The sequence below is a fragment of the Isoptericola sp. GX10416 genome (assembly GCF_056590155.1).
In genome coordinates this window covers 71095-97293 of the sequence record NZ_JBWPVO010000011.1, presented here as the reverse complement: position 1 = coordinate 97293, position 26199 = coordinate 71095, and the positions used below count along the sequence as shown (strand labels likewise).

21 protein-coding genes are annotated in these 26199 nt (G+C 75.1%); 11 read left to right on the top strand and 10 right to left on the bottom strand.

Features of this window, described 5'->3' with window-relative positions; translation table 11 throughout:
• Positions 1–42: 42 nt before the first annotated feature.
• On the top strand, positions 43–1416 hold the full coding sequence (locus ACWAT2_RS15320; RefSeq protein ID WP_402374055.1) for a hypothetical protein: 1374 nt from the start codon (positions 43–45) through the stop codon (positions 1414–1416).
• Between the two features lie 56 nt (positions 1417–1472).
• Entirely contained in the window at positions 1473–1916 is a 444-nt protein-coding gene (locus tag ACWAT2_RS15315) for an OsmC family peroxiredoxin (RefSeq protein ID WP_402374056.1), read from the top strand.
• 185 nt (positions 1917–2101) lie between these two features.
• Here ACWAT2_RS15315 and ACWAT2_RS15310 read toward each other — a convergent pair whose 3' ends face one another.
• Positions 2102–3217, bottom strand: coding sequence for an NAD-dependent epimerase/dehydratase family protein (locus ACWAT2_RS15310; RefSeq protein WP_402374058.1), 1116 nt, complete (start codon positions 3215–3217; stop codon positions 2102–2104).
• Positions 3218–3529: 312 nt separating this feature from the next.
• Here ACWAT2_RS15310 and ACWAT2_RS15305 point away from each other — a divergent pair, with 312 nt between their 5' ends.
• Positions 3530–6436: an FAD-binding and (Fe-S)-binding domain-containing protein gene (locus tag ACWAT2_RS15305; RefSeq protein ID WP_402374525.1), complete on the top strand. Its 2907-nt coding sequence runs from the start codon at positions 3530–3532 to the stop codon at positions 6434–6436.
• On the opposite strand, the gene ACWAT2_RS15300 is transcribed toward ACWAT2_RS15305, so the two are convergent.
• From ACWAT2_RS15300 to ACWAT2_RS15280, 5 genes are all read right to left on the bottom strand, one after another.
• On the bottom strand, positions 6433–8952 hold the full coding sequence (locus tag ACWAT2_RS15300) for an ABC transporter permease (RefSeq protein WP_402374060.1): 2520 nt from the start codon (positions 8950–8952) through the stop codon (positions 6433–6435). The two genes, ACWAT2_RS15305 and ACWAT2_RS15300, sit on opposite strands and share 4 nt — an antisense overlap.
• Positions 8952–9827, bottom strand: coding sequence for an ABC transporter ATP-binding protein (locus ACWAT2_RS15295; protein WP_402374061.1), 876 nt, complete (start codon positions 9825–9827; stop codon positions 8952–8954). The genes ACWAT2_RS15300 and ACWAT2_RS15295 overlap by 1 nt, the downstream gene beginning before the upstream one ends.
• Positions 9828–9947: 120 nt before the next feature.
• Positions 9948–10634: a response regulator gene (locus ACWAT2_RS15290; protein WP_402374063.1), complete on the bottom strand. Its 687-nt coding sequence runs from the start codon at positions 10632–10634 to the stop codon at positions 9948–9950.
• A gap of 4 nt (positions 10635–10638) precedes the next feature.
• On the bottom strand, positions 10639–11862 hold the full coding sequence (locus ACWAT2_RS15285; protein WP_402374065.1) for a sensor histidine kinase: 1224 nt from the start codon (positions 11860–11862) through the stop codon (positions 10639–10641).
• Positions 11863–11897: 35 nt separating this feature from the next.
• A complete protein-coding gene (locus ACWAT2_RS15280; protein ID WP_402374067.1) occupies positions 11898–12965 on the bottom strand; it encodes a fatty acid desaturase family protein in 1068 nt (355 codons plus the stop codon).
• Positions 12966–13163: 198 nt separating this feature from the next.
• Between ACWAT2_RS15280 and ACWAT2_RS15275 the strand changes: the two genes are divergently transcribed.
• The 3 genes from ACWAT2_RS15275 to ACWAT2_RS15265 are packed head-to-tail and all read left to right on the top strand — an operon-like array spanning position 13164 to position 16606.
• Positions 13164–13835, top strand: a complete 672-nt coding sequence (locus ACWAT2_RS15275) for a hypothetical protein (protein ID WP_402374069.1) — start codon at positions 13164–13166, stop codon at positions 13833–13835.
• Positions 13832–15958 carry a YhgE/Pip domain-containing protein gene (locus ACWAT2_RS15270; RefSeq protein WP_402374071.1) on the top strand — a complete coding sequence of 709 codons (2127 nt, stop codon included), beginning with the start codon at positions 13832–13834 and terminating at the stop codon, positions 15956–15958. Before ACWAT2_RS15275 ends, ACWAT2_RS15270 begins: the two co-directional genes overlap by 4 nt.
• Before the next feature lie 42 nt (positions 15959–16000).
• Positions 16001–16606, top strand: a complete 606-nt coding sequence (locus ACWAT2_RS15265) for a nitroreductase family protein (protein WP_402374073.1) — start codon at positions 16001–16003, stop codon at positions 16604–16606.
• Positions 16607–16609: 3 nt separating this feature from the next.
• On the opposite strand, the gene pdxR is transcribed toward ACWAT2_RS15265, so the two are convergent.
• Positions 16610–18118, bottom strand: a complete 1509-nt coding sequence (gene pdxR / locus ACWAT2_RS15260; RefSeq protein WP_402374075.1) for a MocR-like pyridoxine biosynthesis transcription factor PdxR — start codon at positions 18116–18118, stop codon at positions 16610–16612.
• 70 nt (positions 18119–18188) lie between these two features.
• Between pdxR and ACWAT2_RS15255 the strand changes: the two genes are divergently transcribed.
• Both ACWAT2_RS15255 and ACWAT2_RS15250 read left to right on the top strand, forming a co-directional pair.
• Positions 18189–19172, top strand: a complete 984-nt coding sequence (locus tag ACWAT2_RS15255) for an aldo/keto reductase (protein ID WP_402374077.1) — start codon at positions 18189–18191, stop codon at positions 19170–19172.
• Positions 19173–19224: 52 nt separating this feature from the next.
• Positions 19225–20193, top strand: coding sequence for an aldo/keto reductase (locus ACWAT2_RS15250; protein ID WP_402374079.1), 969 nt, complete (start codon positions 19225–19227; stop codon positions 20191–20193).
• A gap of 18 nt (positions 20194–20211) precedes the next feature.
• Here ACWAT2_RS15250 and cofC read toward each other — a convergent pair whose 3' ends face one another.
• Together cofC and cofD are read right to left on the bottom strand one after the other, a co-directional pair.
• A complete protein-coding gene (gene cofC, locus ACWAT2_RS15245) occupies positions 20212–20901 on the bottom strand; it encodes a 2-phospho-L-lactate guanylyltransferase (RefSeq protein ID WP_402374081.1) in 690 nt (229 codons plus the stop codon).
• Positions 20898–21854 (bottom strand): 2-phospho-L-lactate transferase, encoded by a 957-nt coding sequence (gene cofD / locus ACWAT2_RS15240; RefSeq protein ID WP_402374083.1) that lies wholly within the window; start codon positions 21852–21854, stop codon positions 20898–20900. The genes cofC and cofD overlap by 4 nt, the downstream gene beginning before the upstream one ends.
• Positions 21855–21888: 34 nt before the next feature.
• On the opposite strand from cofD, the gene ACWAT2_RS15235 reads away from it, so the two are divergent.
• Positions 21889–22209, top strand: coding sequence for an MTH1187 family thiamine-binding protein (locus ACWAT2_RS15235; RefSeq protein ID WP_402374085.1), 321 nt, complete (start codon positions 21889–21891; stop codon positions 22207–22209).
• Positions 22210–22314: 105 nt separating this feature from the next.
• Entirely contained in the window at positions 22315–24078 is a 1764-nt protein-coding gene (locus tag ACWAT2_RS15230; protein ID WP_402374087.1) for a restriction system modified-DNA reader domain-containing protein, read from the top strand.
• 116 nt (positions 24079–24194) lie between these two features.
• On the opposite strand, the gene ACWAT2_RS15225 is transcribed toward ACWAT2_RS15230, so the two are convergent.
• Positions 24195–25154 carry a zinc-binding dehydrogenase gene (locus ACWAT2_RS15225; RefSeq protein WP_402374089.1) on the bottom strand — a complete coding sequence of 320 codons (960 nt, stop codon included), beginning with the start codon at positions 25152–25154 and terminating at the stop codon, positions 24195–24197.
• 51 nt (positions 25155–25205) lie between these two features.
• On the opposite strand from ACWAT2_RS15225, the gene ACWAT2_RS15220 reads away from it, so the two are divergent.
• A complete protein-coding gene (locus ACWAT2_RS15220; protein WP_402374091.1) occupies positions 25206–26195 on the top strand; it encodes a coiled-coil domain-containing protein in 990 nt (329 codons plus the stop codon).
• The last annotated feature ends 4 nt before the right edge of the window (positions 26196–26199 follow it).

The window sequence follows — 26199 nt, the reverse complement described above, 5'->3', positions numbered from 1 at the left end:
ACAGGCAGGGTGTCAGAGCGAGCGCGTCCCGAGGAGGCCGTGATGAACACCGAGGACGAAGCCTTCGAGCGGCTCGCCGCGGCGGACCCGGCAGCCGGTACGGAGCCGCGGCCGGGCGCGCTCCGGGCCAAGGTCGACGCGCTGGCGGACGGCCCGACGCACGCTCCGCCGTCGGGCAGCGACGAGGTCGCCGCGCGGCGGGCTCGCCGCACGCCCTGGCTGGTGGCTGCCGGGGTGGCCGGTGCGGTGGCGCTGGGTGGCGGCGGGTACGCGCTCGGCGTGGCCGGGTCCGACGGCGCGGTGCCCGCGGCCAGCGGCGAGGTGGCCGGCGAGGCGCTGCCGCCGATCACGCTCGGTGGTGGCCGCGACGGGGCGGAGCCCGCCGAGAACGGCGCCGCGGCCGGGGCGGCGGACGAGCAGGCGACGGCCGGCGACTCGGCCGCGTCCTCCAGCCGCGACGTGTCCCTGCCCGGCTGGCACGACGGCCGGGCCGTGTTCAGCGCGAGCGGGCTCTCCGACGAGGCGGGCACCGCGACCGCCTACTCCTACGACGCCCGCGAGGTCGCCACCGAGGCCGGTGCCGCCCGCCTGGCCGAGACGCTCGACGTCTCGGGCGAGCCGCGCTGGGAGCACGGCGCGTGGGCGGTCGGGCCGCAGGACAACAGCGGACCGAACATCTGGCTCTCCGTGGACGGCACCGCCTACTTCAGCTACAACGACCCGGCCGCCGACCCGTGGCGGTGCGACGGTCCGGTCGAGACGCTGGAGCGCGAGGACACCGGGGACGAGGCGGGCGTCATCGAGCCCGCCCCCTGCGAGCAGCCGGGCGACCCGGAGCTCTCGCCGCAGGACGCGATCGACGAGGTGCGCGACCTCATGGAGCAGGTCGGGGTCGACCCGTCCGGCTTCGAGTTCGAGGTGCCCGACGACGGCGGCGAGGGGGCGCGGTGGGTGAGCGCCCAGCAGGTGGTCGAGGGGCAGGAGACCGGGGCGTCCTGGAGCGCGACCGTCGGTGACCAGGGCATCGCGTGGCTCGACGGGTTCCTCGCCGCGACGGTGCCCCTCGGCGACTACCCGGTGGTGAGCCCGGCGGAGGCCGTGGAGCGGCTGGGCGACCCGCGCTTCGGTGGGTCCTCCTGGCCCGTGGTGTACGCGGCCGAGTCGCAGGAGCTGCTCGAGATGCGGGTCGAGGAGACGGAGCCGACGGCGCCGCCCGCACCGCCGTCGTCGGGCAACGACCTGCCGTGGCCCGTGTCCGAGGTGACCATCACCGAGGCTCGGCTGGGTCTCACCCAGCACCACGACGCCGGCGGGTCCGTCCTGCTGCTGCCCGCCTACGAGCTGAGCGACGCCGCGGGGAACACCTGGTCGGTGCTCGCGGTGGCCGAGGAGGCGCTCGACACCACCTCTCGTTGAGGGGCGTACCGGGGTACGGTCGGGGTGTCCCTGCAGCAGCTCCGAAGGAGATCGCCATGCCCACTCGTACCGCACGCACCGCCTGGAACGGCACCCTGCAGGAAGGGTCGGGCCAGCTGGAGCTCTCGAGCTCCGGCGCCGGGACGTTCTCGGTCTCGTTCCCGAAGCGTGCCGCCGACGACGCGGACGGCACCACCAGCCCCGAGGAGATGATCGCGGCCGCGCACTCCTCGTGCTTCTCGATGGCCCTCGCCGGCGAGCTCGGCAACGTCGGAGCCTCGCCCGAGCAGGTGGAGGTCACCGCCGACGTCACGCTGTCGTCGGACCCGGCGGGCGGCTTCCGCATCTCCGCGATCGCGCTGTCCGTGCGGGGCTACGCCGCCGGCACCGACGAGGCCGGCTTCCGCCAGGCCGCCGAGGCCGCGAAGACCGCTTGCCCGGTGTCCAAGGCGCTCGCGGGCGTCGATGAGATCACCCTCGACGTCACGTACGAGGGCTGAGCCGGAGCGAGCTTGCGAGTGCAGGCCCGGCCCGACCGTGGATACGAGGGCTGAGCCGGAGCGAGCTTGCGAGTGCAGGCCCGGCCCGACCGTGGATACGAGGGCTGAGCCGGAGCGAGCTTGCGAGTGCAGGCCCGGCCCGACCGTGGATACGAGGGCTGAGCCGGAGCGAGCTTTCTCTGCTCCTACTTCGTGAGCGGCGGGGTGCTGGCGTGAGCGCCGTCCAGCACCCCGCCGAGCACCTCGAGCAGCACCTCTTGCTGCGTGCGGGTCGGCCGCCAGCGCAGCACGTCCCGGGCGCGCGAGGCGTCCATGACGATGTTCGCCGCCGCCATGTCGAGCCACCCCGCGTCGATCGGGACGACGCGCGCGCGGGACGCCAGGTCCAGGCCGCGCCGCAGGAGGCCGACCGGTAGCTCCACGAGCCGCCCGTCGGCGAGCAGGTCGGCGAGGTCCTGGCCGGTGAGGCCGCCGTCGGGAGCGAGGTTGAACGCCCCGGGATGGCGGCCGACGACGGCGGCGCGCACGGCGCTCGCGGTGTCGTCCGGGTGCAGCACCTGCAGGCGGACGCCGCGGGGGAACGGCACGAGCGGGAACAGCGGGGGGTCGACGGGCTCCGGGCGCCCGTCGGCGTGCCAGCCGCGGATCAGCCCGCCGAGAGCCTGGCCGACCGGCCCGGCCGCGACCTTGAGCCCGATCCGGCCCAGCGGACCCAGGAAGTAGCGCCCGATCTCGGCCCCGGCCTCGCGCTGCAGCATGATCGCCGGACGCATCCGTGTCACGGTGAGCCACGGTTCGGCAGCCTCGACGCCGTCCAGCATCGTCTCGACCTCGGCCTTGTCGAGCGCGTACGCCGAGCCGGGCACGCCGCGGGTCGGCCAGCTCTCGTCGATCGCGTGGCCGTCGGCCGGGCCGGGCGAGTACACCCCGGACGCCGACATGAAGATCAGGTGCGGCACCCGGTTGCGCACCACGGCGTCGACGACGGCGCGGGTCCCGTCCACGTTGACGTGGTGCAGCACGTCGGGCTTGCGTGCCGGCTGGATCGCCCACACCAGGTGGATGACGACGTCCGCCCCGGCGAGCGCCGTGTCCAGCCGTTCGGCGACCGTGGCGTCGTCGGCGAGGTCGACGCGCGCCCACTCGGCGGCGTCGTGCGGCGGGCCGACGGTGCTGCTGCCGTCCGCTCGGGGGACGCGGCGCGCGACCCCCACGACGGAGGTCACCACCGGTTCGGCGACCAGGGCGCGCAGGATCGCTGTCCCGACGTTTCCGGTGGCTCCCACGACGACGACTCGCATGGCTCGACGCTATCGGCGCAGAGCGGTGGGCGCGCGATGGCGGCAGGCGGCAGGCGGCCGAGGTCCGGCAGCACGCCGGCGAGGTGGCCCGCGCCGCGGACGATCCGGTCGCTCACGGGCAGCGGTGGCACAATCGCCATCGTGTCTGCCCAGTCGACGACCACAGCTTCCGGCCACCACCCAGCACCCGACGACGCGCCCTCCCAGGACGCGCAGGCAGCGGCGCTCGCCGCGCAGCGGGAGGCCGAGCGCGAGGCCCAGGCCGCAGCGGCCGAGGCCCGCGAGGCCGTCGCGACGGCGCTGCGCACGGTGATGGCCGGCACCGTCGACACCACGACCCGTCGCCGCGCCGAGTACTCCACGGACGCCTCGAACTACCGGGTGGTGCCTGACGTCGTCGCGTTCCCGGCCTCGACGGACGACGTCGTCGCGGCGCTCGAGGTGCTCCGCGAGCTGGGCGTCCCGGTCACCGCACGCGGGGCCGGCACGTCGGTGGCAGGCAACTCCGTGGGCCCCGGGGTGGTCCTCGACCTCTCGCAGCACCTGCACGCCATCAGCACGGTCGACCCGGAGGCGCGTACCGCCGTCGTCGAACCCGGTGTGGTGATGTCGTCGTTGCAGCGCGCCGCGGTGCCGCACGGGCTGCGGTTCGGGCCGGACCCGTCCACGCAGAACCGCGCCACGCTCGGCGGGATGATCGGCAACAACGCCTGCGGCCCGCACGCGGTGGCCTACGGCCGCACGGCCGACAACGTGGTGTCGCTCGACGTCGTGGACGGACGCGGACGGCGCTTCACCGCGGGGCAGGGCGACCCGACCTTCGCCGACGTGCCAGGGCTGGCGGAGCTCGTCCGGGAGAACCTGGCGCTCATCCGGACCGAGTTCGGTCGGTTCGGCCGGCAGGTGTCCGGCTACTCGCTGGAGCACCTGCTGCCGGAGAACGGCTCGAACCTGGCGCGGATGCTCGTCGGCACCGAGGGCACGCTGGTCACGGTGCTCGGCGCCACGCTCGACCTGGTCCCGACGCCGAGCGCCCCCACGCTGGTGGTGCTCGGCTATCCCGACATGCCCGCGGCCGCCGACGACGTCCCGGTCCTGCTGCGGCACCACCCGCTCGCCGTCGAAGGGCTCGACGCCCGCCTCGTCGACGTCGTGAAGCGCGCCAACGGGCCGGACTCGGTGCCCGACCTCCCGGACGGCGCCGGCTGGCTGATGATCGAGGTCGGCGGCGACTCACCGGCAGCGGCCCGCGCCGTCGCCGACGAGATCGTCGCGGCGTCGTCGGCCATCGGGTCGGCGGTCTACCCTGCCGGTCCGGACGCGACCAAGATGTGGCAGATCCGGGCCGACGGCGCGGGGCTCGCCGGGCGCACGCCCGCGGGGGAGCAGGCCTGGCCCGGCTGGGAGGACTCGGCGGTCCCGCCGGAGAAGCTGGGCGACTACCTGCGCGACCTGGACGCCCTCATGGCGCGCTACGGCGTCGACGGCCTGCCGTACGGGCACTTCGGCGACGGCTGCATGCACCTGCGCATCGACATCCCGCTCGAGACCTCGGGCTCCGTGCTGCGCACCTTCCTGACCGAGGCCGCGGAGCTCGTCGCGAAGTACGGCGGGTCGCTGTCGGGCGAGCACGGCGACGGCAGGGCACGCTCCGAGTTGTTGCCCCTCATGTACTCGCCCGAGGCGATCGCGCTGCTCGAGCAGGTCAAGGCGTTGTTCGACCCCGAGGACGTGCTGAACCCGGGCGTGGTCGTCCGGCCGGCCGCCGTGGACACGGACTTGCGCCGGCCCGCCGCCCAGAAGGTGCCGTCGACGGCGCCGATCGGCGAGCGCGGGCTGCTGGGCTCCGGCACGCTGCGCGGGCCGGCGAAGAAGACGGGGTACGCCGGGTTCAGCTTCGCGCACGACCACCACGACCTGACGACGGCGGTGCACCGGTGCGTCGGCGTCGGCAAGTGCCGCGCGGACACCAGCGCCGCCGGCGGGTTCATGTGCCCGTCCTACCTGGCGACCAAGGACGAGAAGGACGTGACCCGGGGTCGCGCCCGCGTGCTCCAGGAGGCGGTCAACGGGTCGCTGGTGGGCGGCCTCACGGCACCGGAGGTGCACGAGTCGCTCGACCTGTGCCTGAGCTGCAAGGCGTGCTCCTCCGACTGCCCGGCCGGCGTCGACATGGCGCAGTACAAGTCCGAGGTGCTGCACCGCACGTACCGCGGCAAGCTCCGCCCGATGGACCACTACGCGCTCGGGTGGCTGCCGCGGTGGGCGCGGCTCGCGGGCATCGCCCCCCGAGCGATCAACAGGGTCATGTCGGTGGGGTGGATCCGCAAGGCCGTGCTGTGGGCCGGGGGCATGGACACCCGTCGCGAGGTGCCGCACTTCGCCGAGATGCCGTTCCGCACGTGGTGGCGGCGCGGGTACGCCACCCACGGCGTGCCCGGCCTGGCGCACCGCGAGCTGCCGGGCCGGCCCGTCGAGTCCCAGCGACCCCGGGTCGTGCTGTGGACCGACTCGTTCAGCGACTCGCTGTCGCCGTCGGTGCCCCAGGCCGCGGTGAAGGTGCTCGACGCGGCGGGCTACGACGTCGTCGTCCCCGACGAGCAGGCCTGCTGCGGGCTGACGTGGATCTCCACCGGCCAGCTCGACGGTGCCCGCCGCCGGCTGAGCGACCTGCTGAAGGTGCTCGGCCCTTACGCCGTCAACGGGATCCCGATCCTCGGTCTGGAGCCGTCCTGCACGGCGGTGCTGCGCTCCGACCTGCTGGACCTGTTCCCGGACGACCCGCGCGCCGCGGCCGTCGCCGGAGCGACCAAGACGCTCGCCGAGCTGCTCACCGACCCGGAGACGGCGCCTGCCGAGGACTCGGGCTGGGAGCTGCCGGACCTGAGCGACGTCACCGCCGTCGTGCAGCCGCACTGCCACCAGCACTCCGTGATGGGGTTCGGTGCCGACCGGTCGCTGCTGGCCGACGCGGGGGCGACCGTCACCGAGCTCGCCGGGTGCTGCGGGCTCGCCGGGAACTTCGGCATGCAGAAGGGCCACTACGACGTGTCGGTCGCCGTGGCCGAGAACGCCCTGCTCCCGGCGTTGCGGGAGCAGGGCGAGGGCGACGAGTTCATCGCCGACGGGTTCTCGTGCCGGACGCAGGCAGTCCAGCTCGAGGGTGTGGAGGGCAAGGCGCTGGTGGAGGTCCTCGCCGAGCGCCTCCCTCGCGGCTAGGCACGCCGCAGCACCGCTCGTGCCGGGAGGGTGACCGCCAGCAGGGCGAGGCCGACGGCGCCCGCCACGAACGCACCGTAGACCAGCGGTGGCACGGAGGGCGCCGAGCCGGTCATGCCCTGCATCATCGGGAAGAGCGTGGCGGCGGCGATCGCGGACCCGAGGACGACGCCGATGCCCGAGACGAGCAGCCCCTCCCAGCGGAGCATCCGCAGCACCTGGAGCCGGGTGGCGCCCACGAGGCGGAGCGAGCCCAGCTCGCGCCGGCGGTCGAGGACCATCATCACCAGGGTGTTGACGGCGGCGACGGCCGCGAACCCGCCGAGGACGGCGGCCATGGTGGCGTTCATCCAGGCGCCCAGCCCGGCCTCCGAGCTCTGCGCGGTGGCGTAGCCGGAGACGTCGGTGACGTCACCCAGACCGGAGAGCGCCGCCGCGGAGCCGCCGCTGACGAGCAGGGTGCTGTCGAACCCGGAGGTGACGTGCCCGGCGAGGTCGGCCCGGTCCATGGTGACGGTCCCGAGCCCGAGCCCCCGCTCGTACACGGCGACGATCTCGGGGCTCGCCTCGGTGCCGTCGGGCAGGTACATCGCCAGCTCGTCACCGACCCCGACCTCCGCCGACGCGGCGAGCGTCTGGTCGACGGCGATCCGGCCGGCGCCGAGCCGGCCGAGGTCGCCGTCCCGCACGCCCAGGTCCACCACCTGGGCGAGCGCGGCGCCGGAGCCGGTGACCCCCTGGGTGGCCGCGCCCTGCAGCGAGGAGAACTCGCCGGAGCCGACCGGCACGAGCACCTGCGTGCTCAGCACGCCGACGGCGGCGTCCACGCCCGGTGTCGCGGCCGCGCGGCCCACGGCGTCCGCCGGCAGGCCGGCGGGGTCGGTGATCACGTGCTCCGCGGTGATGCCCGCCTGGAGCTGCTCGTCGGCGGCGTGGTTCTCGCTGGAGTGCATGAACACGAGCGTGGAGGCGAACGCCATGGCGAGGACGATCGGGGTGGTGGCCGACGCGAGGCGCCGGGCGTTGGTGCGGGAGTTGGCGGCCGCGAGCGACGCCGAGGCGCCGGCGCCGCGCAGGGGGATGCCGAAGAGGCCGGCGCACACCCGGGCGACGATCGGGCCGAGCAGCCCGACGGCCAGCATGAAGAGCATGACGACGCCGAGCGCGGCACCGGCGGAGTCGTCGCCGGTGGCGCTGGCGGAGACCCCCGTCAGGGAGAAGCCGCCGACGAGCGCGGCCACACCCAGGACGGTGCGGATCTTGCCCGGGCGGAGTCGTTCGACCGCCGCCTCGGACAACGCCTGCCCCGGCTTGATCCTCGCGGGGCGGCGCCCAGCGATCCAGCCGGAACCGAGCGCGGTGAGGAGCCCGACGACGACCGCCGCCAGGAGCGGGTAGGCGGAGACCTGCAGCTGGACGCCCTCGGGGATCGCGCCGCGATCCTGCAGCTGGCTGAACCACCAGGACGCGAGGCCGATGCCGGGCAGGCAGCCGAGGACGCCGGCGAGCGGGGCCACGAGCGCGGCCTCGGCGGCGACGGCGCGGCGGATCTGGCGCGGGGTCGCTCCGACGGCGCGCAGCAGGGCGAACTCGCGGGCACGCTGGGACACGGACAGGGCCACGGTCCCGGCCGCGGTGAAGACCGCGACGATGGCGGCGATCCCGCCGAAGGACCCACCGATGCCGAAGAGGGTCTGCCGGGCGCTGGCGAGGCCGTGCTCCTCGACGGCGCCACGGTCGTCGCCGGTCAGCACCTGGGCCGCGGAGCCGGCCGGGTCGGCTGCCAGCGCGCCGGCCACGGCGGTGGCGAGCGCCTCCGTCCCGGTTCCGGGCTCGGCGAGGACGGCGACGGCGTCGACCGTGCCGGCGTGGCCCGCGAGCGCGGGTGCCTCGGTGTCGGCGAACCAGGCGAGGTCGCCGGTACCCGCGGCCTCCTCGGCCGCCCCTGCTGCCCCCTCCGCCGGGCCGGGCTCGGCCACGCCCGCGACGCGGAAGTCTCGCTGGCCGTCGGCCGTCTGCACGGCGACGGTGCCGCCGACGGCGGTCCCTGCGGAGCCTGCGGCGTCGGCGGAGAGCACGACCTCGCCCGGGCCGGGCGCATGCCCGGAGACGAGCTCCGTGCCGGTGAAGGCGTGCGAGCCCCAGCCGTGCGCGGTGAGCGGGGCGTCCTCGGCACGCACCGGGAAGGTGACGTCGGGGACCGCGGTGGCCACGCCCGGAGCCCGGGAGACCTGCGCCGCCAGGCCGGCGTCGATGCGGGCGGTGTCCGGCAGCGGGACCGCCTCTTCCTCGCGGTCCTCGCCGCTGCCGGTGACGACGTACTCGTTCTGGTCCGCTGCCGCGACGACGGGCGCGTGGGCGTACCGTTCGGGTGCCACGGACGCCGACATGCTCGTCATGAGGAGGGTCCCGCACGCCGCGACGATCAGGGCGGACATGAGGATCGCCACGAACGTGCCCACGAACGACGCGGGCTTGGCGCGGACGGCCGCGCGGGCCAGGCCGGTGGTGCGCATCAGGCCGCCGCCCCCGCCATCGTGCCCGTGGTGGGCCGCACCGTGCCGGCGCCGGCGGCGACGGCCGTGAGGGTCGTCATGCGCGTCGCGATCTGCTCGGCGGACGCGCCCTCCAGGTGGCCGGCGAACGTGCCGTCGGCGAGGAAGAGCACGCGGTCGGCCCAGGCCGCCGCGGCGGGGTCGTGCGTGACCATGACGACAGTGGCGCCCAGGGCGTCGACGGCGTGTCGCAGCAGGCCGAGGACGTCGGCCGCGGTGCGGGTGTCGAGCGCACCGGTCGGCTCGTCGGCGAAGATCACGTCGGGCTCGTTGACCAGGGCGCGGGCGACGGCGACGCGCTGCTGCTGGCCGCCGGAGAGCTCGCCGGGGCGGCGCCGGCCCTTGTCGGCGAGCCCGACCTGGGCGAGCACCTCGGCCGCCCGACGGCGGGCCCTCCCGTGGGTAGGCCGCCCGTCGAGGCGCTGGGGCAGCAGGACGTTCTGCTCCACCGTCAGCGACGTCAGCAGGTTGAACGACTGGAAGACGAAGCCCACGCGGCGGCGGCGTAGCTCGGTGAGCTCGTCCTCGCTCATGCCGGTGATCTCGGTGCCGGCCAGATGGACGGAACCTGACGTGGGCCGGTCGAGACCGGCGGCGCTCTGCAGGAACGTCGACTTGCCGGAACCGGACGGGCCCATGATCGCGGTGAAGGTCCCCTGCGCCAGGACGGCGTCGACACCCGCGAGGGCGTGCACGGCGTTGCCGCCGCGCCCGTACTGACGCCGGACGCCGCGCAGCTCGACGGCGGCCCCTGGGGTGCCGGGGATGCCCTGTCCCGTGAGTCGCTGGTCCGGCGCCGGCGCGCCGCCGGTGCGCCGGGTGGTGCGTGATCGCATGGTCTCTCCCGTGCTGGATCGTGTGGCTGTGACGTGATCAAGCGTGCGGGGGAGAGACCTGGCCGGACATCACGCCCGGGAGCCAACCTCGGGGTGCTACCGCGGTACGGGGTGGGTGGCCTACCCGCCCGGGGACACCAGCCCGGACTCGTAGGCGAAGACGACCGCCTGCGCGCGGTCGCGCAGGTCCAGCTTGGTGAAGATGCGGCTCACGTGGGACTTCACCGTCTGCTCCGCCAGCCAGAGGGTCTCGGCGATCTCCGCGTTCGAGCTGCCGCGTGCCACCAGGGTGAGGACCTCCGTCTCACGCTCCGTGAGTGCGTTCAGGCGCAGCGCCGGCTTCCCGGGCCGAGCCGGTCCCTGGCGGGCGAACTGGGCGACGAGGCGGCGTGTCACCGACGGGGCGAGCAGTGCGTCGCCCGCCGCGACGACGCGGACGGCTGCGATGAGGTCGGCCGGCGGAGCGTCCTTGAGCAGGAACCCGCTGGCGCCGGCACGCAACGCCTCGTAGACGTAGTCGTCGACGTCGAACGTGGTAAGCATCAGCACGCGCGGGCGGTGCGTCACGCCCGGCGGGGGCGACAGGAGGCGTCGCGTCGCCTCGAGGCCGTCCATCTCGGGCATGCGCACGTCCATCAGGACGACGTCGGGGTGGGTGCGCCGGCTGAGCTCGACACCCTGCATGCCGTCCGGGGCCTCACCCACCACGTCGAGGTCGTCCTGGGCGGCGAGGAGCGCGGCGAAGCCCGCTCGGACCATCGACTGGTCGTCGACGATGATGACGCGGGTGCTCGTCTGTGCCGTCATGTGCTCACTCTCGTGCCAGGGGAAGCTGGGCGGCCACCCGGAACCCGCCGTCCGGCAGGGGACCGACGTCGAGGGTGCCGTCGGCGAGCCGCACGCGCTCGCGCATGCCGACGAGCCCGTGCCCGGTGCCGTGCTTCTCCAGGGGCGACGACGGCGGCTCGGGCGACGCCCCGTTGACGACGAGGACGACCAGCCGGGCACCGTCCCCGGAACCGTCCCGGGACACGGACACCTGGGTCGGCGCGCCCGGAGCGTGCCGGACCACGTTCGCGAGCGCCTCCTGGACGAGGCGGTACGCGGTGAGGCCGACCGCCTCGGGCACCTCGCCGTCGTCGCGCGTGAGCTCGACGGGCACGCCGGCACGGACGGTCGCCTCGACCAGCCGGTCGATCTGGGCCGGCCCCGGCTGGGGTGCCAGCTCGCCGTCCGACTCCTCGTTGCGCAGCACGCCGAGGAGTCGTCGCATCTCACCGAGCGACTCGCGCGCCGTCGAGGCGATGGACGTGAACTCCTCCTGCGTGGCCGGGGCGAGCGCGTCCAGGCGGTAGGCGGCGGTGTCCGCCTGCACGGTGATGACGGACATGTGGTGCGCGACGACGTCGTGCAGCTCGCGCGCGATGCGGGCGCGTTCCTCCAGCAGCGTCCGCCGGCTGCGCTCGGCCTCGCTGATCGTCTCCTGCTCCGCCAGCCGGCGTTGCACCTCGCGCCGTTCGCGCAGCGCACCGGCCAGCAGCAGCGCGACGCCGCTGAGCATCGTCAGGAGCATGCCCCCGGCGCCCGTGGGGTGGGGGGCGACGAAGACCAGCCCGACGTTGGCGACGGCCGTCGCCAGCCACACGGACAGCAGGGTCCTGCGGGGCTCGCTCAGACCGAGGGCGAGGCACAGGCCCACGTAGCCGACGATCGCCGTCGCGGGGAACGGCCACGGCAGGCGGCCGTCGAAGTCCACCGCCAGCAGCGCGAGCGCCCCGGCGACGTCGGCGGCGAAGATGACGTACCAGGCCCGCAGCGGGTGGACGACGGCGAGCAGCAGCGGCGCCGTCTGCGCCACGGCGAGGGCGCTCGCGAACCCCACGCCCATCTCGTAGCTGACGTCCAGCACCCGGATGGTGGTGGGCAGCAGCGCGGCGCACAGCACGAACGCGACGACCCACGGCGCGCGCCGCACCCACCGGTGGGAGGCGTCCGCGAGCAGGGCCCGCGGGTCGTCCGTCCCCACCGAGGTCATGCGCCACAGCCTAGGTGCGGCGACGGGCATGCTGCTCACCCGGTCCGGTGCGCGGTGACGAACGGGCAGGTGAAGGGGTCGCGGTCGCTCAGGCCGACCCGGTTGAGGTGGCGCACCACGATCCCGTAGGACTCCAGGAGGCCGGCCTCGGTGTACGGGACGTCGTGCTCGGCGCAGTACGCGCGCACCATCGGCCGGGCCCGGTGCAGGTTGCCGCTCGGCATGCTGGGGAACAGGTGGTGCTCGATCTGCAGGTTGAGCCCGCCCATCAGGTGGTCGACCCATCGGCCGCCGCGGATGTTGCGGGACGTCAGGACCTGCCGTGACAGGAAGTCGATGCGCGTGTCCCGGGGCACCAGCGGCATGCCCTTGTGGTTGGGCGCGAAGCTCGCACCCATGTAGACGCCGAACACCATGAGCTGGACCGCCAGGAACGCGGCACCGAGCGCGGGCCCCAGCGCCGCGACGAGGAGCAGCGGCCAGCCGATCAGCCGCACCGCGAGGAGTGCCGCCTCGGTGCCGCGGTGCTTGAGCGCGCGGTCCGTGACGACGGTACGGACGGCGCCCACGTGCAGGGCGAGGCCCTCGAGCGTCAGCAGCGGGAAGAACAGCCAGCCCTGGTGCCGGGTGAACCACCCGGCGATGCCGGTGCGCCGGGGCACGTCCTCGGTGGTGAAGAGGATGACGCCGGGCCGGATGTCCTCGTCGGCACCGACCTTGTTCGGGTTGGCGTGGTGGCGCGTGTGCTTGCGCACCCACCATCCGTGGCTCAGCCCCACCACGAGGTTGGCCACCACACGGGACGTCCACTCGTTCTTGCGGCCCGAGGCGAAGATCTGCCGGTGGGCGGCGTCGTGCCCGACGAACGCGACCTGCGTGAACAGCACGCCGGAGCCGGCCGCGACGAGCAGCTGCCACCACGAGTTCCCCAGCGTCAGGAGGGCGGTCAGCGCGACGCCGAACGCGCCCGCGAGGACGAGCGCCCGGACGAGGTACCGCCGTCCGGAGCGTTCGAGCAGTCCCTCGTCCTTGATGCGGCGCGCGAGGTCGGTGTAGGTGCTGACCTGGTGGCGAGCCTGCGGCGGGAGCGGTGTCGTGGTCACGGGCACGACGCTAGGCGGCGGGCTCCGCCGGCACATCGCACCCCGGAGCGAACCGGACCCCCTACCCGGGTAGGGGGTCCTACCCGCCCGGCGGTTCCGGGCGCCGGTGGCGTTGCCCCTGCGCCCGGCCGCCGGTGCGGGCACGATCGACACCATGACCGCGCCACGGCGACCACAGGACGGACGAGGGAGCACGGGATGAGGATCACGCTCGACGGGGTGCGGGTCGACGGGCGGCGCGACCCGTTGCTCACCGAGCTCGACCTGGTGTGGAGCACCCGCGAGGCGGTGCTCGTCGCCGCCGAACCCGGTCACGGCCACACGGCGCTCGCCCTCGTCGCCACCGGGCGGCTGGCACCCACGGCGGGGCGCGTGTGGCTCGACGGCGAGCAGGACGCCGCGGCGCTGCGCCGCTGCACCGCCGTCGTCGACGTCCCTGCCATCAACGAGCCGGACGACACGCAGCCGCTGGGCGACGTCGTCGGCGAGGGACTCGCTCTGGCGGGCCGCCGGTCCTGGCCCGGCGACGTGACCCGCTGGCTGTCCGAGCACGCGCTGGCCGGTGACCAGAGCCGGCGCACCGACCAGCTTCCCGGCCTCGTGCGGACCACCGTCCTGGCCGCGCTGGCCGCCGCGAACCCCGCGGTGCGCTTCCTCGTGCTCACGCTGCCCGACCGGCACGGTGGCGACGCCGCCGACTGGTGGGGGATAGCCCGCACCTTCGCCGCGGCCGGGCACGGGGTGCTGGTCCAGTGCACACGGGCGTCCGCGCGGGACCTCGGCGTCGACCTCCCGCCGGCCCGCGGCGTCGACCCGCACTCGCCCCCGCAGGTCGTGCTGCGGTCGACGTCCGGGCTGGCGGCGTCATGACCGTCGTCCACCTCGCCCTGTCCGAGCTGCGTCGCCTCGCCGCCGGCCGGCTGCCCAGGCTGGCGATCCTCGCGATGGCGATCATCCCCACCCTGTACGCCGGGCTGTACCTGTACGCCAACCTCGACCCGTACGGGAACCTCCAGGAGGTGCCCGCCGCCCTCGTCGTGCAGGACGAGGGCGCCACCACGACCGACCCCACCACCGGCGAGACCGAGGAACGGAACTTCGGGGACGACGTCGCCGAACAGCTCGTCGACGACGGCGGGTTCGGGTGGGTGGAGACCACCCAGCGCGACGCCGAGGACGGGGTGCGCTCGGGGCGGTACGACGCCGCGCTCATCATCGGCCCCACGTTCTCCGACGAGCTCGTCTCGGCCGGGCAGTTCGAGCCCGAGCAGGCCAGCCTCACGCTCATCACCAACGACGCGAACAACTACCTCGCCGGGACCATCGCCGACCAGATCGTCGGGCAGGTGCGCGACTCCATCGCCACCCAGGTCGGCACCGAGGCCGCCGACGAGTTCCTGCGTGGGTTCGCCTCCATCCACACCAACCTCGCCGACGCCGTCACCGGCGCCGGCCAGCTGCTCGACGGCGCCACGCAGCTCGAGGACGGCCTCGCCGACGCGGACACCGGAGCTGCCACCCTCGCCGACGGGGCCGGGCAGGCGGCCCGGGGCGCCGCCACGCTGAACGACTCCACCGGGGAGCTGAGCACCGCCGTCGGGCAGCTCGACGACGGTGCCGGCACGCTGGCCGCGGGGCTGGACCGGCTGGAGTCCGCGACGTCGTCCCTGCCGGCGCAGACCCAGGAGCTGGCCGACGGCGCCGGGCAGGTCGCCGACGGCGACGCCCGGGTCGCGGCGGCCGGGGACGAGGCGGCCGCCGCGGCCGGCGACGTGCTGCCGGCGCTGGACGGCGTGCGCGACGACGTGGACGCCGCGCTGGGCGACGAGCTCGACCGGCTGGTCTCCGACGGCGTGCTCACCCAGGACCAGGCCGACGACCTGGCCGCCGCGGTCCAGGCCCAGGTGTCCCCGGTGCTGGACGACCGGCGGGCCGCCGTGGCGGACGCCGTCGCGACGATCGAGGGCGCGGCGTCGCAGCTGGACACCCTGGCCGACGGCGCGCAGCAGGTCGCCGAGGGGGCGTCCGACCTCGCGGCGGCGACCCCCGGTCTGACCGGCGGGATCTCCGACGCCGCGGACGGCGCGGGGGCGCTCGCTGACGGGACGGGACAGCTCGCCGCGGCCACGCCCGCGCTGGTGGACGGCGTCGCCCGGCTCGCCGACGGGACGGCGCAGGTCTCGGACGGGGCGGCGTCGTTGGCCGACGGCGTGGGGCGGCTGCACTCCGGCGCCGCGGAGCTGGCCGACGGGACGGCCGAGCTCCACGACGGTCTCGCCGAAGGGCTCGGACAGGTTCCCGACGTCGACGCGCAGACGCGCGAGGACACCGCCGAGACGATCGGCGATCCGCTGCAGGTCATCGACGAGTCGTACTCCTCGGCCGGGACGTACGGGGGCGGGTTGGCGCCCTTCTTCCTCTCGTTGGCGACATGGATCGGCGCGTACGTGCTGTTCCTGCTGGTGCGGCCGTTGTCCGCGCGGGCGCTGGCGGCGAACCGGCCGGGGATCGCGGCGGCGCTCGGCGGGTGGGCGATGCCGGCCGTGATCGGCGTGGCGCAGGTCGCGCTGATGTTCACGGTCGCGAAGCTCGCCCTCGACATCGACCCGGCCTACGGCGTGCTCACGGCGCTGTTCCTGGTGCTGGTCTCGGGGACGTTCGTGGCGATCCTGCAGGCGCTGAACGTGTGGCTGGGGGCGGCCGGGCAGTTCCTCGGCCTGGTGCTCATGCTGGTCCAGCTCGTGACAGCCGGTGGGACGTTCCCGTGGCAGACCATCCCGGAACCGTTGCGGGCGCTGCACCAGTTCCTGCCGATGACCTATGCCGTCGAGGGGCTGCGGCAGCTGCTGTACGGCGGCAGCCTCGCGACGGCAGCCCGGGCGACCGCTGTGCTGCTCGGCGTGTTCGTGGTGGCGATGGTGTGCACGGTGCTGGCGGCCCGCCGGCAACGGGTGTGGACGGTGACCCGGCTGCAGCCCGAGCTGGTGCTCTGACCCCGCGCCCGGGCAGCCCGGGGACGTGGCAGGGTGGTTCGCATGGAGCTTCGTGACGTGGTCCGACGGCGGCGCATGGTCCGGCGCTTCAGCGACGAGCCGGTGCCGGCGGAGGTGGTGGACCGGCTGCTCGACCACGCCGTGCGTGCCCCGAGCGCCGGGTTCACCCAGGGCTGGTCGTTCCTGGTGCTGACCACGGACGCGGAGCGGGAGCGCTTCTGGACCGCGGCCACCCCCGCGGGATCGGCGCGCGACATGTCGACCTGGCTCGCCGGGATGCGCACCGCCCCGGTGCTGGTCGTCGTGCTGACGTCCCGGGACGCCTACGTCGGCCGGTACGCCGAGCCCGACAAGGGGTGGACCGACCGGGACGAGGCGCGCTGGCCGGTGCCGTACTGGCACGTCGACGCGGGCATGGCTTCGCTGCTCATGCTCCAGACGGCCGTGGACGAGGGTCTCGGGGCGTGCTTCTTCGGGATCGACGCCGGGCGCATCGATGCCTTCCGCGACGAGTTCGGCGTGCCGCAGGAGTGGTCACCCACCGGGGTGGTCGCCGTCGGGCACCCCGAGGCCGGGGGAGCGAAGGGCTCGCCGGCACGGCGGCGGCGCAAGCCGATGGCCGACGTCGTGCACCGCGGGCGCTGGTAGCGCTCAGACGCAGCTCGCCAGCCGGGCCACCGCCTCCTCGAGCCGGGCGTCGACCAGGTTGCCGTAGCCGAGCACGAGCGTCCGAGACCGTGCCGCCGGGCGCACCTGGTAGCGCCGCAGGTCCACGACACCGACGTCGCGGGCTGCCGCCGCGCGCACCACCTCGGCGGCGTCCGGGGCCTCGTCGCCACCCGGCAGCTCCAGCAGCGCGTGCAGCCCGGCGGCCATGCCGTGCAGCCGGGCGTCGGGAAGCCGGTGCCCGACGGCGCCCGCGAGCGCGTCGTGGCGCCGCCGGTACCGCGTGCGGGCGGCGCGCAGGTGCCGGTCGTAGCCGCCTCCCTCCAGGAACCGGGTGACGGTGAGCTGGTCCACCACGGACGGCGCGCCGGCCCGTGCCACGTCTCCCAAGGCCGCCCGCCACGCGGCCGGCAGCACCGCCCAGCCGATCCCGAACGCCGGCGACATCGTCTTGCTCACCGAGCCGAGCAGCACCACCCGCTCCGGGTCCAGCCGTTGCAGCGCCGCCACGGGCCGCCGGTCGTAGCGGAACTCCGCGTCGTAGTCGTCCTCGACCACGAGCCCGTCCACCTGCCGCACCCAGGCCAGCACGGCCTCGCGCCGCTCGCCGGCCAGCGCCACCCCGGTGGGGAACTGGTGCGCTGGCGTCAGCAGCACCGCCCGCGCGCCGGTCCGCGCGCCGGCCTCGGCGAGCCGCTCGACGTCGACCCCGCCCGCGTCCACCGGCACGGGCACGGGTCGCAGCCCGGCCTGCCGGGCGACGTCGCGCAGCACCGGCCACGACGGGTCCTCCACGAGCAGATGGGTGTGCCCGGCGGTCCGCAGCGCCGCCGCGACCCGCGCCATCGCGTCGGTGGCGCCCCGGGTCACGACGACGGCCGTGTCCGGGGCCTCGACCATCCGCGCCCGGCGCAGGTACGCGGCCACCGTCGACCGGGTCGCGGGGTGTCCGAGACCGGGCGCCGTGGACAGGTCCGTGCTCGACGCGCCGGCCAGCGCCTCGCGTGCCGCCCGCAGCCACGCCTCGCGCGGGACGTGCCGCAGGTCGGGCACGCCGGGACGCAGGTCGAACCGCGGGCGCGGCGGCAGGTGCGGCACCGTGCCCGACGGCGGCACCCCCGTGGCGGCCGACCCCTGCGGTCCCGCGGCGGGCGAGCGTCGCGGACGTGCCGTCGTCGCGCCCCGCTCCTGGACCTGCCGGGTCTGGACCTGCCGGGTCTGGACCGACCCGGCGGCCACGCGCGTGCCGGCGCCGACCCGCGCCTCGAGGACGCCCTCGGCGACGAGCTGGCCGTAGGCCTCGGTGACGACCCAGCGCGAGACGCCGAGCGACTCGGCCAGCCGGCGGCTGGCCGGCAGGGCGGCACCGGCCGGCAACCGTCCGGAGCCGACGGCGTCGCGCAGCGCGTGCTCGAGCCGTACGACCCGTGGGCCGGTCGAGGCGTCCAGGTCGAGCAGTGTCTCCCACGCCAGATTGGTCCGGTGGACGATCATGTCAATGGACGGTACACCCGGACCGATTTCTCCGTAGCGTCGAGGACGACCACCACCGCACGGAGGAACGATGCGCTACCGCACCATCAGCAACGGGACCACGTCGTTCGAGGTCAGCACGCTGTGCCTCGGCACCATGTGGTTCGGGACCCGCACCGACGAGGCCACCTCGCGAGCGATCCTGGACCGGTTCGTCGAGGCAGGCGGGACCTTCCTGGACACCGCGAACAACTACAACGGCTGGAGCGGCGGCCACGGCCGCGACAGCGAGGACGTGATCGGCCGCTGGCTGGCGGACCGCGGGGTCCGCGACCAGGTCCGCGTCGCCACGAAGGTTGGTGCCGCGAAGAAGGACCCGGACCTGCCGCAGACGCACGTGCCGCCCTCGAACTACCAGGGCCTCGGTGCTCGGACCGTCGTCCGCGAGGTCGCCACGAGCCTGCGCCACCTCGGCCTCGACCGCCTGGACGTCTGCTACGGGCACGTCGACGACTACGCCACGCCGCTGGCCGAGACCGTCGGCGCGTTCGGCAAGCTCCAGGCCGAGGGCCTCGTCGGGATCGCAGGCATCTCCAACGCCGCGTTGCACCGCGTGGTCGAGGCCCGCGAGGAGGCCCGCCGCCAGGGCATCGCCCCCTACGGGCTGGTGCAGCAGCAGCGCACCTACCCCTACCCGCGGCCCGACGTCGGCCGGCACAACTGGGCGTCGTACGAGCTGCTCGACTACGCCGCCCAGGCCACCGCCGGCGGGAGCGCCCCGCTCGCCGTCACCGCGTACTCGCCGCTCATGCAAGGCGCGCTCACCAGCCCGGACAAGCCGCTGTGGGACGGGTTCGACCACCCCACCACGCACGAACGGCTGCGGGTCCTGCGGGAGGTCGCCGCAGAGGTCGGAGCCACCCCGAACCAGGTGGTGCTCGCGTGGCTGCTCGGCGGCGAGGTCCCCGTGACTCCCATCGTCGGGCCCAGCTCGGTCGAACAGCTCGACGAGCTGCTCGGTGCCGCCGACCTCGACCTGGACCCTGAGCTGCGAGCCCGCCTCGACGCCGTCTGACCGGCTCCGTCCGACCACCACCGACCAGCACGAACCACCAAACGGAGGAACCATGCGCTACCGCACCATCGGCACCGGGGACCGCGCCATCGAGGTGTCCACCCTGTGCCTCGGCACCATGAACTACGGGACCCTCGTGGACCCGGCCACCTCGGAGGCGATCCTCGACCGGTTCGTCGAGGCGGGCGGGACCTTCCTGGACACCGCCAACAACTATGCCGTGTGGCACGGCGGGCACGGCCGGGACAGCGAGGACCTGATCGGGGGCTGGCTGGCCGCCCGGCGCCACCGTGACCACGTCCGGATCGCCACCAAGGTCGGCGCCGGCCCCCGCGACCGGGGCCTGCCCTTCACGCCGGACAACTTCGAGGGCCTCGGCGCCGGCGTGATCGAGGCCGAGGCGCACAAGAGCATGCGCCACCTGGGCACCGACCACCTGGACGTGCTCTACGGGCACGTGGACGACCGCGACACCCCGCTGGCCGAGACGGTCGGGGCGCTGGGCAAGCTCCAGGCCGAGGGCGCGGTGGGTCTGACCGGCATCTCGAACGTCACGCTGTGGCGACTCGTCGAGGCCCGCGCCGAGGCCGAGCGTCAGGGCGTGCCGCCCTACGCCGTCGTGCAGCAGCAGCACTCGTACGTGTACCCGCGGCCGACGTCGCGCCCCTGGGTGAGTCGCGACCTGCTCGACTACGCCGCGTCCACGGGGACTCCGGGCCGGCCGTCGCTGACGGTCGTGGGGTACGGGCCGCTGCAGGCCGGGGCCCTGATGCGGGACGACAAGGGCCTGTACCACGACGCCGACCACCCCGGGTCGGTCCACCGGGTCCGCGTCCTGCGCGAGGTCGCCCGCGAGATCGGTGCGACCCCCGCGCAGGTGGCGCTCGCCTGGATGATGGGCGGCGAGGTGCCGGTGATCCCGGTGACGGGACCGAGTTCCGTGGAGCAGCTCGACGAGCTCCTCGGTGCGGTGCACCTCGACCTGCCGCAGGAGGTGCGCACCCGCCTCGACGCGGCCTGAGCGGCGACCTGCCCGCCGCTACTGCGCCTGCCGGGCCGGCCGCTCGGTGAGCGGGTGCCCGACGGCGGCACCCACCCGGGCGCGGATCTCGGCGGGGAGCTCGGCCCAGTCGTCGAGCGTGTCGAGGTCCGCGGCGGTGCCGGGTCGCTGCACGACGGCGGAGGTCAGGCCGTGCGTCCCGGCCTCCGCCTCGTGGGCGGCCCGGGACCCGGCGCCGAACCGGAACCGGTAGCCCTTCGCTGCGAGGGGAGCGGTGAGCGGGACCATGAGCAGGTTGGTGCCGGTCGCATGGCGGTCGGTGGCGATCGTGACGTCGGCCCGGGTCGCGAGGAGGGCGTCGACGTCGGCGGTCGTGAGCCGGGGCAGGTCCGCGTGGACCACCAGCATCCGGTCCGCGGCCAGGTTCCGGACGTGGTCGCGGGCGTGGTCGAGGGCGCCGTTCAGGCCGGGCGTGCCGGGCGGCTCCGCGATCACCTGACCCGGGACTGCCGCGAGGACCTCCTTGACGAACGGCACGTCCGCCGTCACCACCACGACCCCCGCCAGCCGGCCGTCCGCCACGAGCGGGGCGAGCACCTCCACGACGTGCCGCGCCAGCGCGACGACCAGCCGCCGTCGGGCACCCGGATCCAGGGCGGCCGCGAGCCGCGACTTGCCCGAGACGCCGTCGCGGAGCGGGACCACGGCGACCGTGCGGGGACTCGTCACGGCCCGGCCACGGCGAGGAGCTCGCGGGCCAGGCGCTCGCGACCGGCCGGACCTCCCATGATGGTGTCGGTGACCACCACCTCGAACCCGAGGTCCTCGACCGGTGCGGCCAGCGCGGCGTCCGCCTCGTCGATCACCATGACGTCCACGACGCCGGTGTACAGCCGTGCCACGCCCACCGCCGAGACCTCGTGCCCGAGCGACTCGAGGATCTGCGCGGCCGGCCCCTTCACCGCCCGGCCGCCCACGATCGGGCTGACCGCCACCCGGCGTGCTCGCGAGGCCGCCACGGCGTCGCGCACACCGGGCACGCCGAGCACCGGTTCGACGGAGAGGAACGGGTTCGACGGCGCCACCACCAGCAGGTCGGCGTCCCGCACCGCCGGCAGCACCCCGGGCGCCGGGCGGGCGGACCCGATGCCGTCGAAGGTCAGGTCGAGCACCGCGTCGGCGTGCTGACGCCGCACGAAGTACTCCTGGAAGGCGAGGGTGCCCGACGGCGTGGTCACCTGCGTGCGCACCGGGTCGTCCGTGACCGGGAGCAGCCGGGCGCCCACGCCCAGCGAGGCCGTCAGGGTGGCGGTCACCCCGCTCAGCGGCACGCCCTCGCGCAGGCGCGCGGTCCGCACCACGTGGGTCGCCAGGTCCTTGTCGCCGAGCGTGAACCAGGTGTCCTCACCGAGCCGTTCGAGCTGCGCCAGCGTCGCGTACGACTCGCCCGTCAGCCCCCAGCCGCGTTCCTCGTCGTTGAGCCCGGCCAGCGTGTACATCACCGTGTCGAGGTCGGGCGAGACGTGCAGCCCGTGGCGGGTCGTGTCGTCGCCGACGTTGACCACGCAGGTCAGGCCACCGCCGTCCGCCGGGGTGCCGCCGTCGGGCAGCGCGAGCGCGAAGCCGTGCGCGAGGCGGGCGCCGCCGACGCCACCGGCCAGGACCGTCACCGAGGTACTCACCCCCCGAGCGTAGACGGGGAGGCATGATGGAGGCATGGCTGTCTTCGCGTTCTCCGTCTCCCCGCTCGGCGCGGGGGAGTCCGTCGCGGGCCCCGTCGCCGAGGCCGTCCGCATCGTGCGGGAGTCCGGGCTGCCGCACCGGACCACGTCCATGTTCACCGAGATCGAGGGGGAGTGGGACGAGGTGATGCCGGTGATCCAGCGCGCCACCGAGGCCGTGGGCGCGGGCGGTCACCGGGTCTCGCTCGTGCTCAAGGCCGACATCCGCCCGGGGTACACCGGGCAGCTCGACGCCAAGATCCGGCGCGTCGAGGAAGCGCTTGCCGCGGACGAGGAGCAGGCCGGGCACGCGTGACCGTGGTCACCCACCTGCAGTGTTGCAGGTCACGGGACGTCTCGCCGTAGGCTATGCGGCACACGGCACCGGGCCGTGTGCGGGAACCGGGGAGAAGTCAGCGCGATGCCACTGTTCGAGGTCGACGCCAGCAGGCCGCTCCTCGTCCAGTCCGGGCGGTCCGCAGGTGCCGTGGAGCCCGGGCTCGGGACGACGGCGCACCGCGTCGTGGACTCGCACATCGACGGGCTGCTCGGGGAGCAGATCTTCCCCGTCGCCCAGGGCGCCGGACCTGACGAGCCGCACCTGCTCGCGCTGGACGCCACCGGCTCGCCGGTCGTGGTCGAGCTGGTCGCCGAGCTCGACCGCCCGGCGCTGACCCGGGCGCTGGACCACGCGGGCTGGGCCGGCCGGCTCACCCGCGGCGAGCTCGCCTCCCGGTACCACGGCGGGCCGAACGCGTTCCAGCGGGACGTCGCCTCGTTCTACGACTCCGTGCCGATCACCCGGTCCCAGCCGGGGCGCTCCAGCGCCCGGCTGATCATCATCTGCCAGGAGGCCGGCGAGGAGATCCTGAACGCCGTCGACTTCCTGCGTCAGCCCACGATGCCCGTCGAGGTGCTCAAGATGGGCGTGGTCCACAGCCAGGACGGGCGACGGTTCGTCGACGTCTCCCCGTTGGTGATCCACCCGGCCTCCGCCCCGACGGCGCCACGCCTGTCCGGTGTCGCACCGGAGGGGACGCGCCGGGCCGCCGCATCCGCCGACACCGAGCCGGAGTCCTTCGCGGAGGGCGTCAAGGTGGGCATCGCCCTGACCGGCAAGCATCCGGCGGTCGCGCAGTCTGCCTCGCCGAACCCGCCCGCGGCGCCAGCACCGGCCCGGCGGGCCGCGTCCGAGCCGGCGCCCGCCCCCGCCCCGCACCGGACCCGGGCCGGACGGCGGGCCGCCGCCGGGGCGTCCAGCCTGTCGCTCCCGACGATCCGCGCCGACGCGGCCGGCAGCCAGAGCAGCCAGAGCAGGCAGGGCGGCCAGACCAGCGACGCCGGCACGCCGCCACGTCCGGCCCCGGCGGCCGCGCCGCCACCGCCGCCCGCTCCGCCGCAGCCGACACCTCCGCCACCGGCGCCACCGGCTCAGCAGCCGGCCGTCCGACGTCGGTCCCGCAGGGACCGCTTCACGTCGCAGCCGCAGCAGCCCTCGCCGGAGCTGGCGGCCTTCACCGCGGCGTCGGCGGGCTCGGCGGAGGACCTCGACCTCGCGGAGCTCGCCCGCCGCACGAGGTCGGCGTCGAGCGTCGACACCCCCGGACTCGGTGAGGACTTCGCGCGGTACACCGCCCCGGCGCTGGACCTGCCGCCGGCACCGCGGCCGGAGCCTGCCACCCGGCGTCGTGAGCCGGCGCCGTGGGATCCGCCGGAGGCACGCTGGGAGGACCCGCTCAACGACCCTCCGCCGTACCGGTCCTCCGGGTGGGAGCCGTCGACGCCGAGCAGCTGGACGAACGCTTCCGAGGACCTGCCGCGCCTCGAGGTCCCGCCGCTGGAGGCGCCGTCGTACACCCCGCCGCCCGACTACGGCCTGTACGAGACGGCCCAGTCCGCACCGATGGCGTTCGACGACGAGGTGGACGGCGACCTCATCGCGCTCGCCGCCACCCTGCACCGCCCCACGCTGCTCGTGTGGTCGCGGCCGCGCCGCCGGCAGCACTTCGAGGCCGTGCTGCACCCGGACGGCGCGATCGAGCTGGCCGACGGCTCCCGCTACCAGCACCCGGACCATGCGGCCTCGGCCGCGAGCGGGACCCCCACCGACGACGGTTGGAACGTGTGGCACCTCGGGCCGGACGGTCCGTCGCTGCTGGACGCCTACCGCGCCCGCTTCGCCTGACCCGCCCGGCCGCCCTACCGAACGTTGTGGGCGCGATCTCTGGCCCGATTCGTCCCTCTTGGGACGATTTCCGACCCAGAAATCGCGCCCACAACGTTCGAGGGGCAGTCGCAGGGTCAGGGGACGACGACGATCTTGCCCGTCTGGTCGCCCGCGGCCAGCCGGGCGAGGCCCGTGCCGACGTCCGCCAGCGACACCTCGGAGTCGATGAGCGGCCGCACGCCGGTCCGCGCGCAGAACCGCAGCAGCGCAGCGAGGTCCTCGCGCGACCCCATCGTGACGCCCTGCACACGGATCTCGGAGAAGAACAGCCGGGTCAGCTCCGCGGGCGGCGCGTCACCGCTGGTCGCCCCGCACACCACGATGGTGCCGCCGGGCCGCACGGACCGCACCGAGTGCGCCCAGGTCGCCTCGCCGACGGACTCGACGACGGCGTCGACGCGCTCGGGCAGGCGGGTCCCGGGCTCGACGGCGCGGGCCGCCCCGAGCTCGAGCGCCCGCTCGCGCTTGCCTGCGTCGCGCGACGTGGCGGTCACCTCGAGGCCGGCTGCTGACCCCAGCACGACGGCCGCGGTGGCGACCCCGCCGCCCGCACCCTGTACGAGCACGCGGTCGCCCGGCCGCAGCGCCGCCGCGCCGAACAGCATCCGGTAGGCCGTCAGCCACGCCGTCGGCAGGCAGGCCGCCTCGGCGAACGTGAGCTCCGCGGGCTTGGGCACGAGGTTCGCCGTGGGCACGGAGACCTGCTCGGCGAGAGTGCCCGGGTACCGCTCGGACAGCAGGGAGCGCCGCTCGTGCGGGCCGACGCCGTGGCCGTCCGCACCGACGACGGCGTGCAGCACGACCTCGGTGCCGTGCGGCGTGACACCCGCGGCGTCCGTGCCGAGGATCATCGGGAGCTGCTCCTCGCGCAGGCCGACGCCGCGCAGGGACCACAGGTCGTGATGGTTGAGCGCGGCGGCGCGCACCTGGACCGTGGTCCAGTGCTCGCGCTCGATCGGCGCGGGGCGGTCGGTGACCTCCAGTCCGTGCAGCGGGGCGTCGGGGGAGAAGCGGTCGACGGTGGCAGCGAGCATGATCCCAACGTAGAGGACGTTCCGGTGCCACGGGCCACTATGTTGGAGGCCATGGCCGACCCCGTGGTGCACCGACCTGCTGAGCCCGACCCGACGGACCCGGAATCCGCGGCCCTCGAGGCGCGCGTCGAGCAGGCGCAGCAGGACGCCACGCTCCTGGCGGACTACCTGGCCCGCCGGGAACGCGCGGCCGCCGGGCTGCGGGCTGCGGACCGAGCGGTGGAGCGTGCTCTCGAGCAGCTCGCCGACGAGTCGGCCGACGTGGAGCGCCTGGAGTCGCTGAGCCTCGACCGACTCTGGGCGACCCTGCGCGGCGCTCGCGACGAACGCCTCGACACGGAGCGGGCCGAGCAGCGCACCGCCGAGTACGCCGTCGCCGCAGCGGAGGCCCGCCGCGCGGCAGCGCAGCGTGAGCTGCAGGTCGCCGAGGGTGCGGTCGCGCGTCTGGGCGACGTCGCCGGACGGCGGGAGCGCGCGCTCGCGGACAAGGAGGCCTGGCTGTGGACGGCGGGCAGGGGGCGTGGTGCCGAGCTCGTGGACGTCGCGGAACGGCGGGGCCGACGTCGGGCCGAGAAGCTGGAGATCGCCGAGGCGCAGGACGCGGCGGACGCCGCCGCGACCGCTCTCGAGGCGGCGGCCGGCGAGCTGGCGGGCGCGAACGGCTGGTCGATGTACGACACGTACCTGGGCGGCGACCTGCTCGCGAGCATCGCCAAGCACCGCCGTCTCGACCGGGCGGCCGAGCTGGCCCGGGAGGCCGACGCGGCCCTCGCCCACCTGATGGTCGAGCTCGGCGACGTGGGTGAGCGAGGGGTCGGCGCGCTGGGCGTCGAGGGCATGTCGCGGACGTTCGACATCTGGTTCGACAACGTCTTCAGCGACCTGTCGGTGGCGCGCCACGTCCGCGAGTCCCGCGAGCGGGTCGAAGCCGCCCGGGTGGCGGTGCAGCACGTCAGCGGGCGGCTGGCGGAGCGCCGGGTCGTGGTGGAGGAGGATCTCGTCTCGCTCGAGCGGCGCCGCGAGGTCGTGCTGCTCTCGTAGCGGT

Bases quoted from the DNA above. Each gene is read 5' to 3' on its own strand.
- ACWAT2_RS15310 (WP_402374058.1), bottom strand. From the start codon at position 3,217: ATGCGAGTCGTCGTCGTGGGAGCCACCGGAAACGTCGGGACAGCGATC.
- ACWAT2_RS15220 (WP_402374091.1), top strand. From the start codon at position 25,206: ATGGCCGACCCCGTGGTGCACCGACCTGCTGAGCCCGACCCGACGGAC.
- ACWAT2_RS15255 (WP_402374077.1), top strand. From the start codon at position 18,189: ATGCGCTACCGCACCATCAGCAACGGGACCACGTCGTTCGAGGTCAGC.
- ACWAT2_RS15285 (WP_402374065.1), bottom strand. From the start codon at position 11,862: ATGACCTCGGTGGGGACGGACGACCCGCGGGCCCTGCTCGCGGACGCC.
- ACWAT2_RS15265 (WP_402374073.1), top strand. From the start codon at position 16,001: ATGGAGCTTCGTGACGTGGTCCGACGGCGGCGCATGGTCCGGCGCTTC.
- ACWAT2_RS15235 (WP_402374085.1), top strand. From the start codon at position 21,889: ATGGCTGTCTTCGCGTTCTCCGTCTCCCCGCTCGGCGCGGGGGAGTCC.
- ACWAT2_RS15305 (WP_402374525.1), top strand. From the start codon at position 3,530: ATGGCCGGCACCGTCGACACCACGACCCGTCGCCGCGCCGAGTACTCC.
- ACWAT2_RS15230 (WP_402374087.1), top strand. From the start codon at position 22,315: ATGCCACTGTTCGAGGTCGACGCCAGCAGGCCGCTCCTCGTCCAGTCC.
- ACWAT2_RS15290 (WP_402374063.1), bottom strand. From the start codon at position 10,634: ATGACGGCACAGACGAGCACCCGCGTCATCATCGTCGACGACCAGTCG.
- ACWAT2_RS15225 (WP_402374089.1), bottom strand. From the start codon at position 25,154: ATGCTCGCTGCCACCGTCGACCGCTTCTCCCCCGACGCCCCGCTGCAC.
- ACWAT2_RS15320 (WP_402374055.1), top strand. From the start codon at position 43: ATGAACACCGAGGACGAAGCCTTCGAGCGGCTCGCCGCGGCGGACCCG.
- ACWAT2_RS15275 (WP_402374069.1), top strand. From the start codon at position 13,164: ATGAGGATCACGCTCGACGGGGTGCGGGTCGACGGGCGGCGCGACCCG.
- ACWAT2_RS15295 (WP_402374061.1), bottom strand. From the start codon at position 9,827: ATGCGATCACGCACCACCCGGCGCACCGGCGGCGCGCCGGCGCCGGAC.
- ACWAT2_RS15250 (WP_402374079.1), top strand. From the start codon at position 19,225: ATGCGCTACCGCACCATCGGCACCGGGGACCGCGCCATCGAGGTGTCC.
- pdxR (WP_402374075.1), bottom strand. From the start codon at position 18,118: ATGATCGTCCACCGGACCAATCTGGCGTGGGAGACACTGCTCGACCTG.
- ACWAT2_RS15315 (WP_402374056.1), top strand. From the start codon at position 1,473: ATGCCCACTCGTACCGCACGCACCGCCTGGAACGGCACCCTGCAGGAA.
- ACWAT2_RS15300 (WP_402374060.1), bottom strand. From the start codon at position 8,952: ATGCGCACCACCGGCCTGGCCCGCGCGGCCGTCCGCGCCAAGCCCGCG.
- ACWAT2_RS15270 (WP_402374071.1), top strand. From the start codon at position 13,832: ATGACCGTCGTCCACCTCGCCCTGTCCGAGCTGCGTCGCCTCGCCGCC.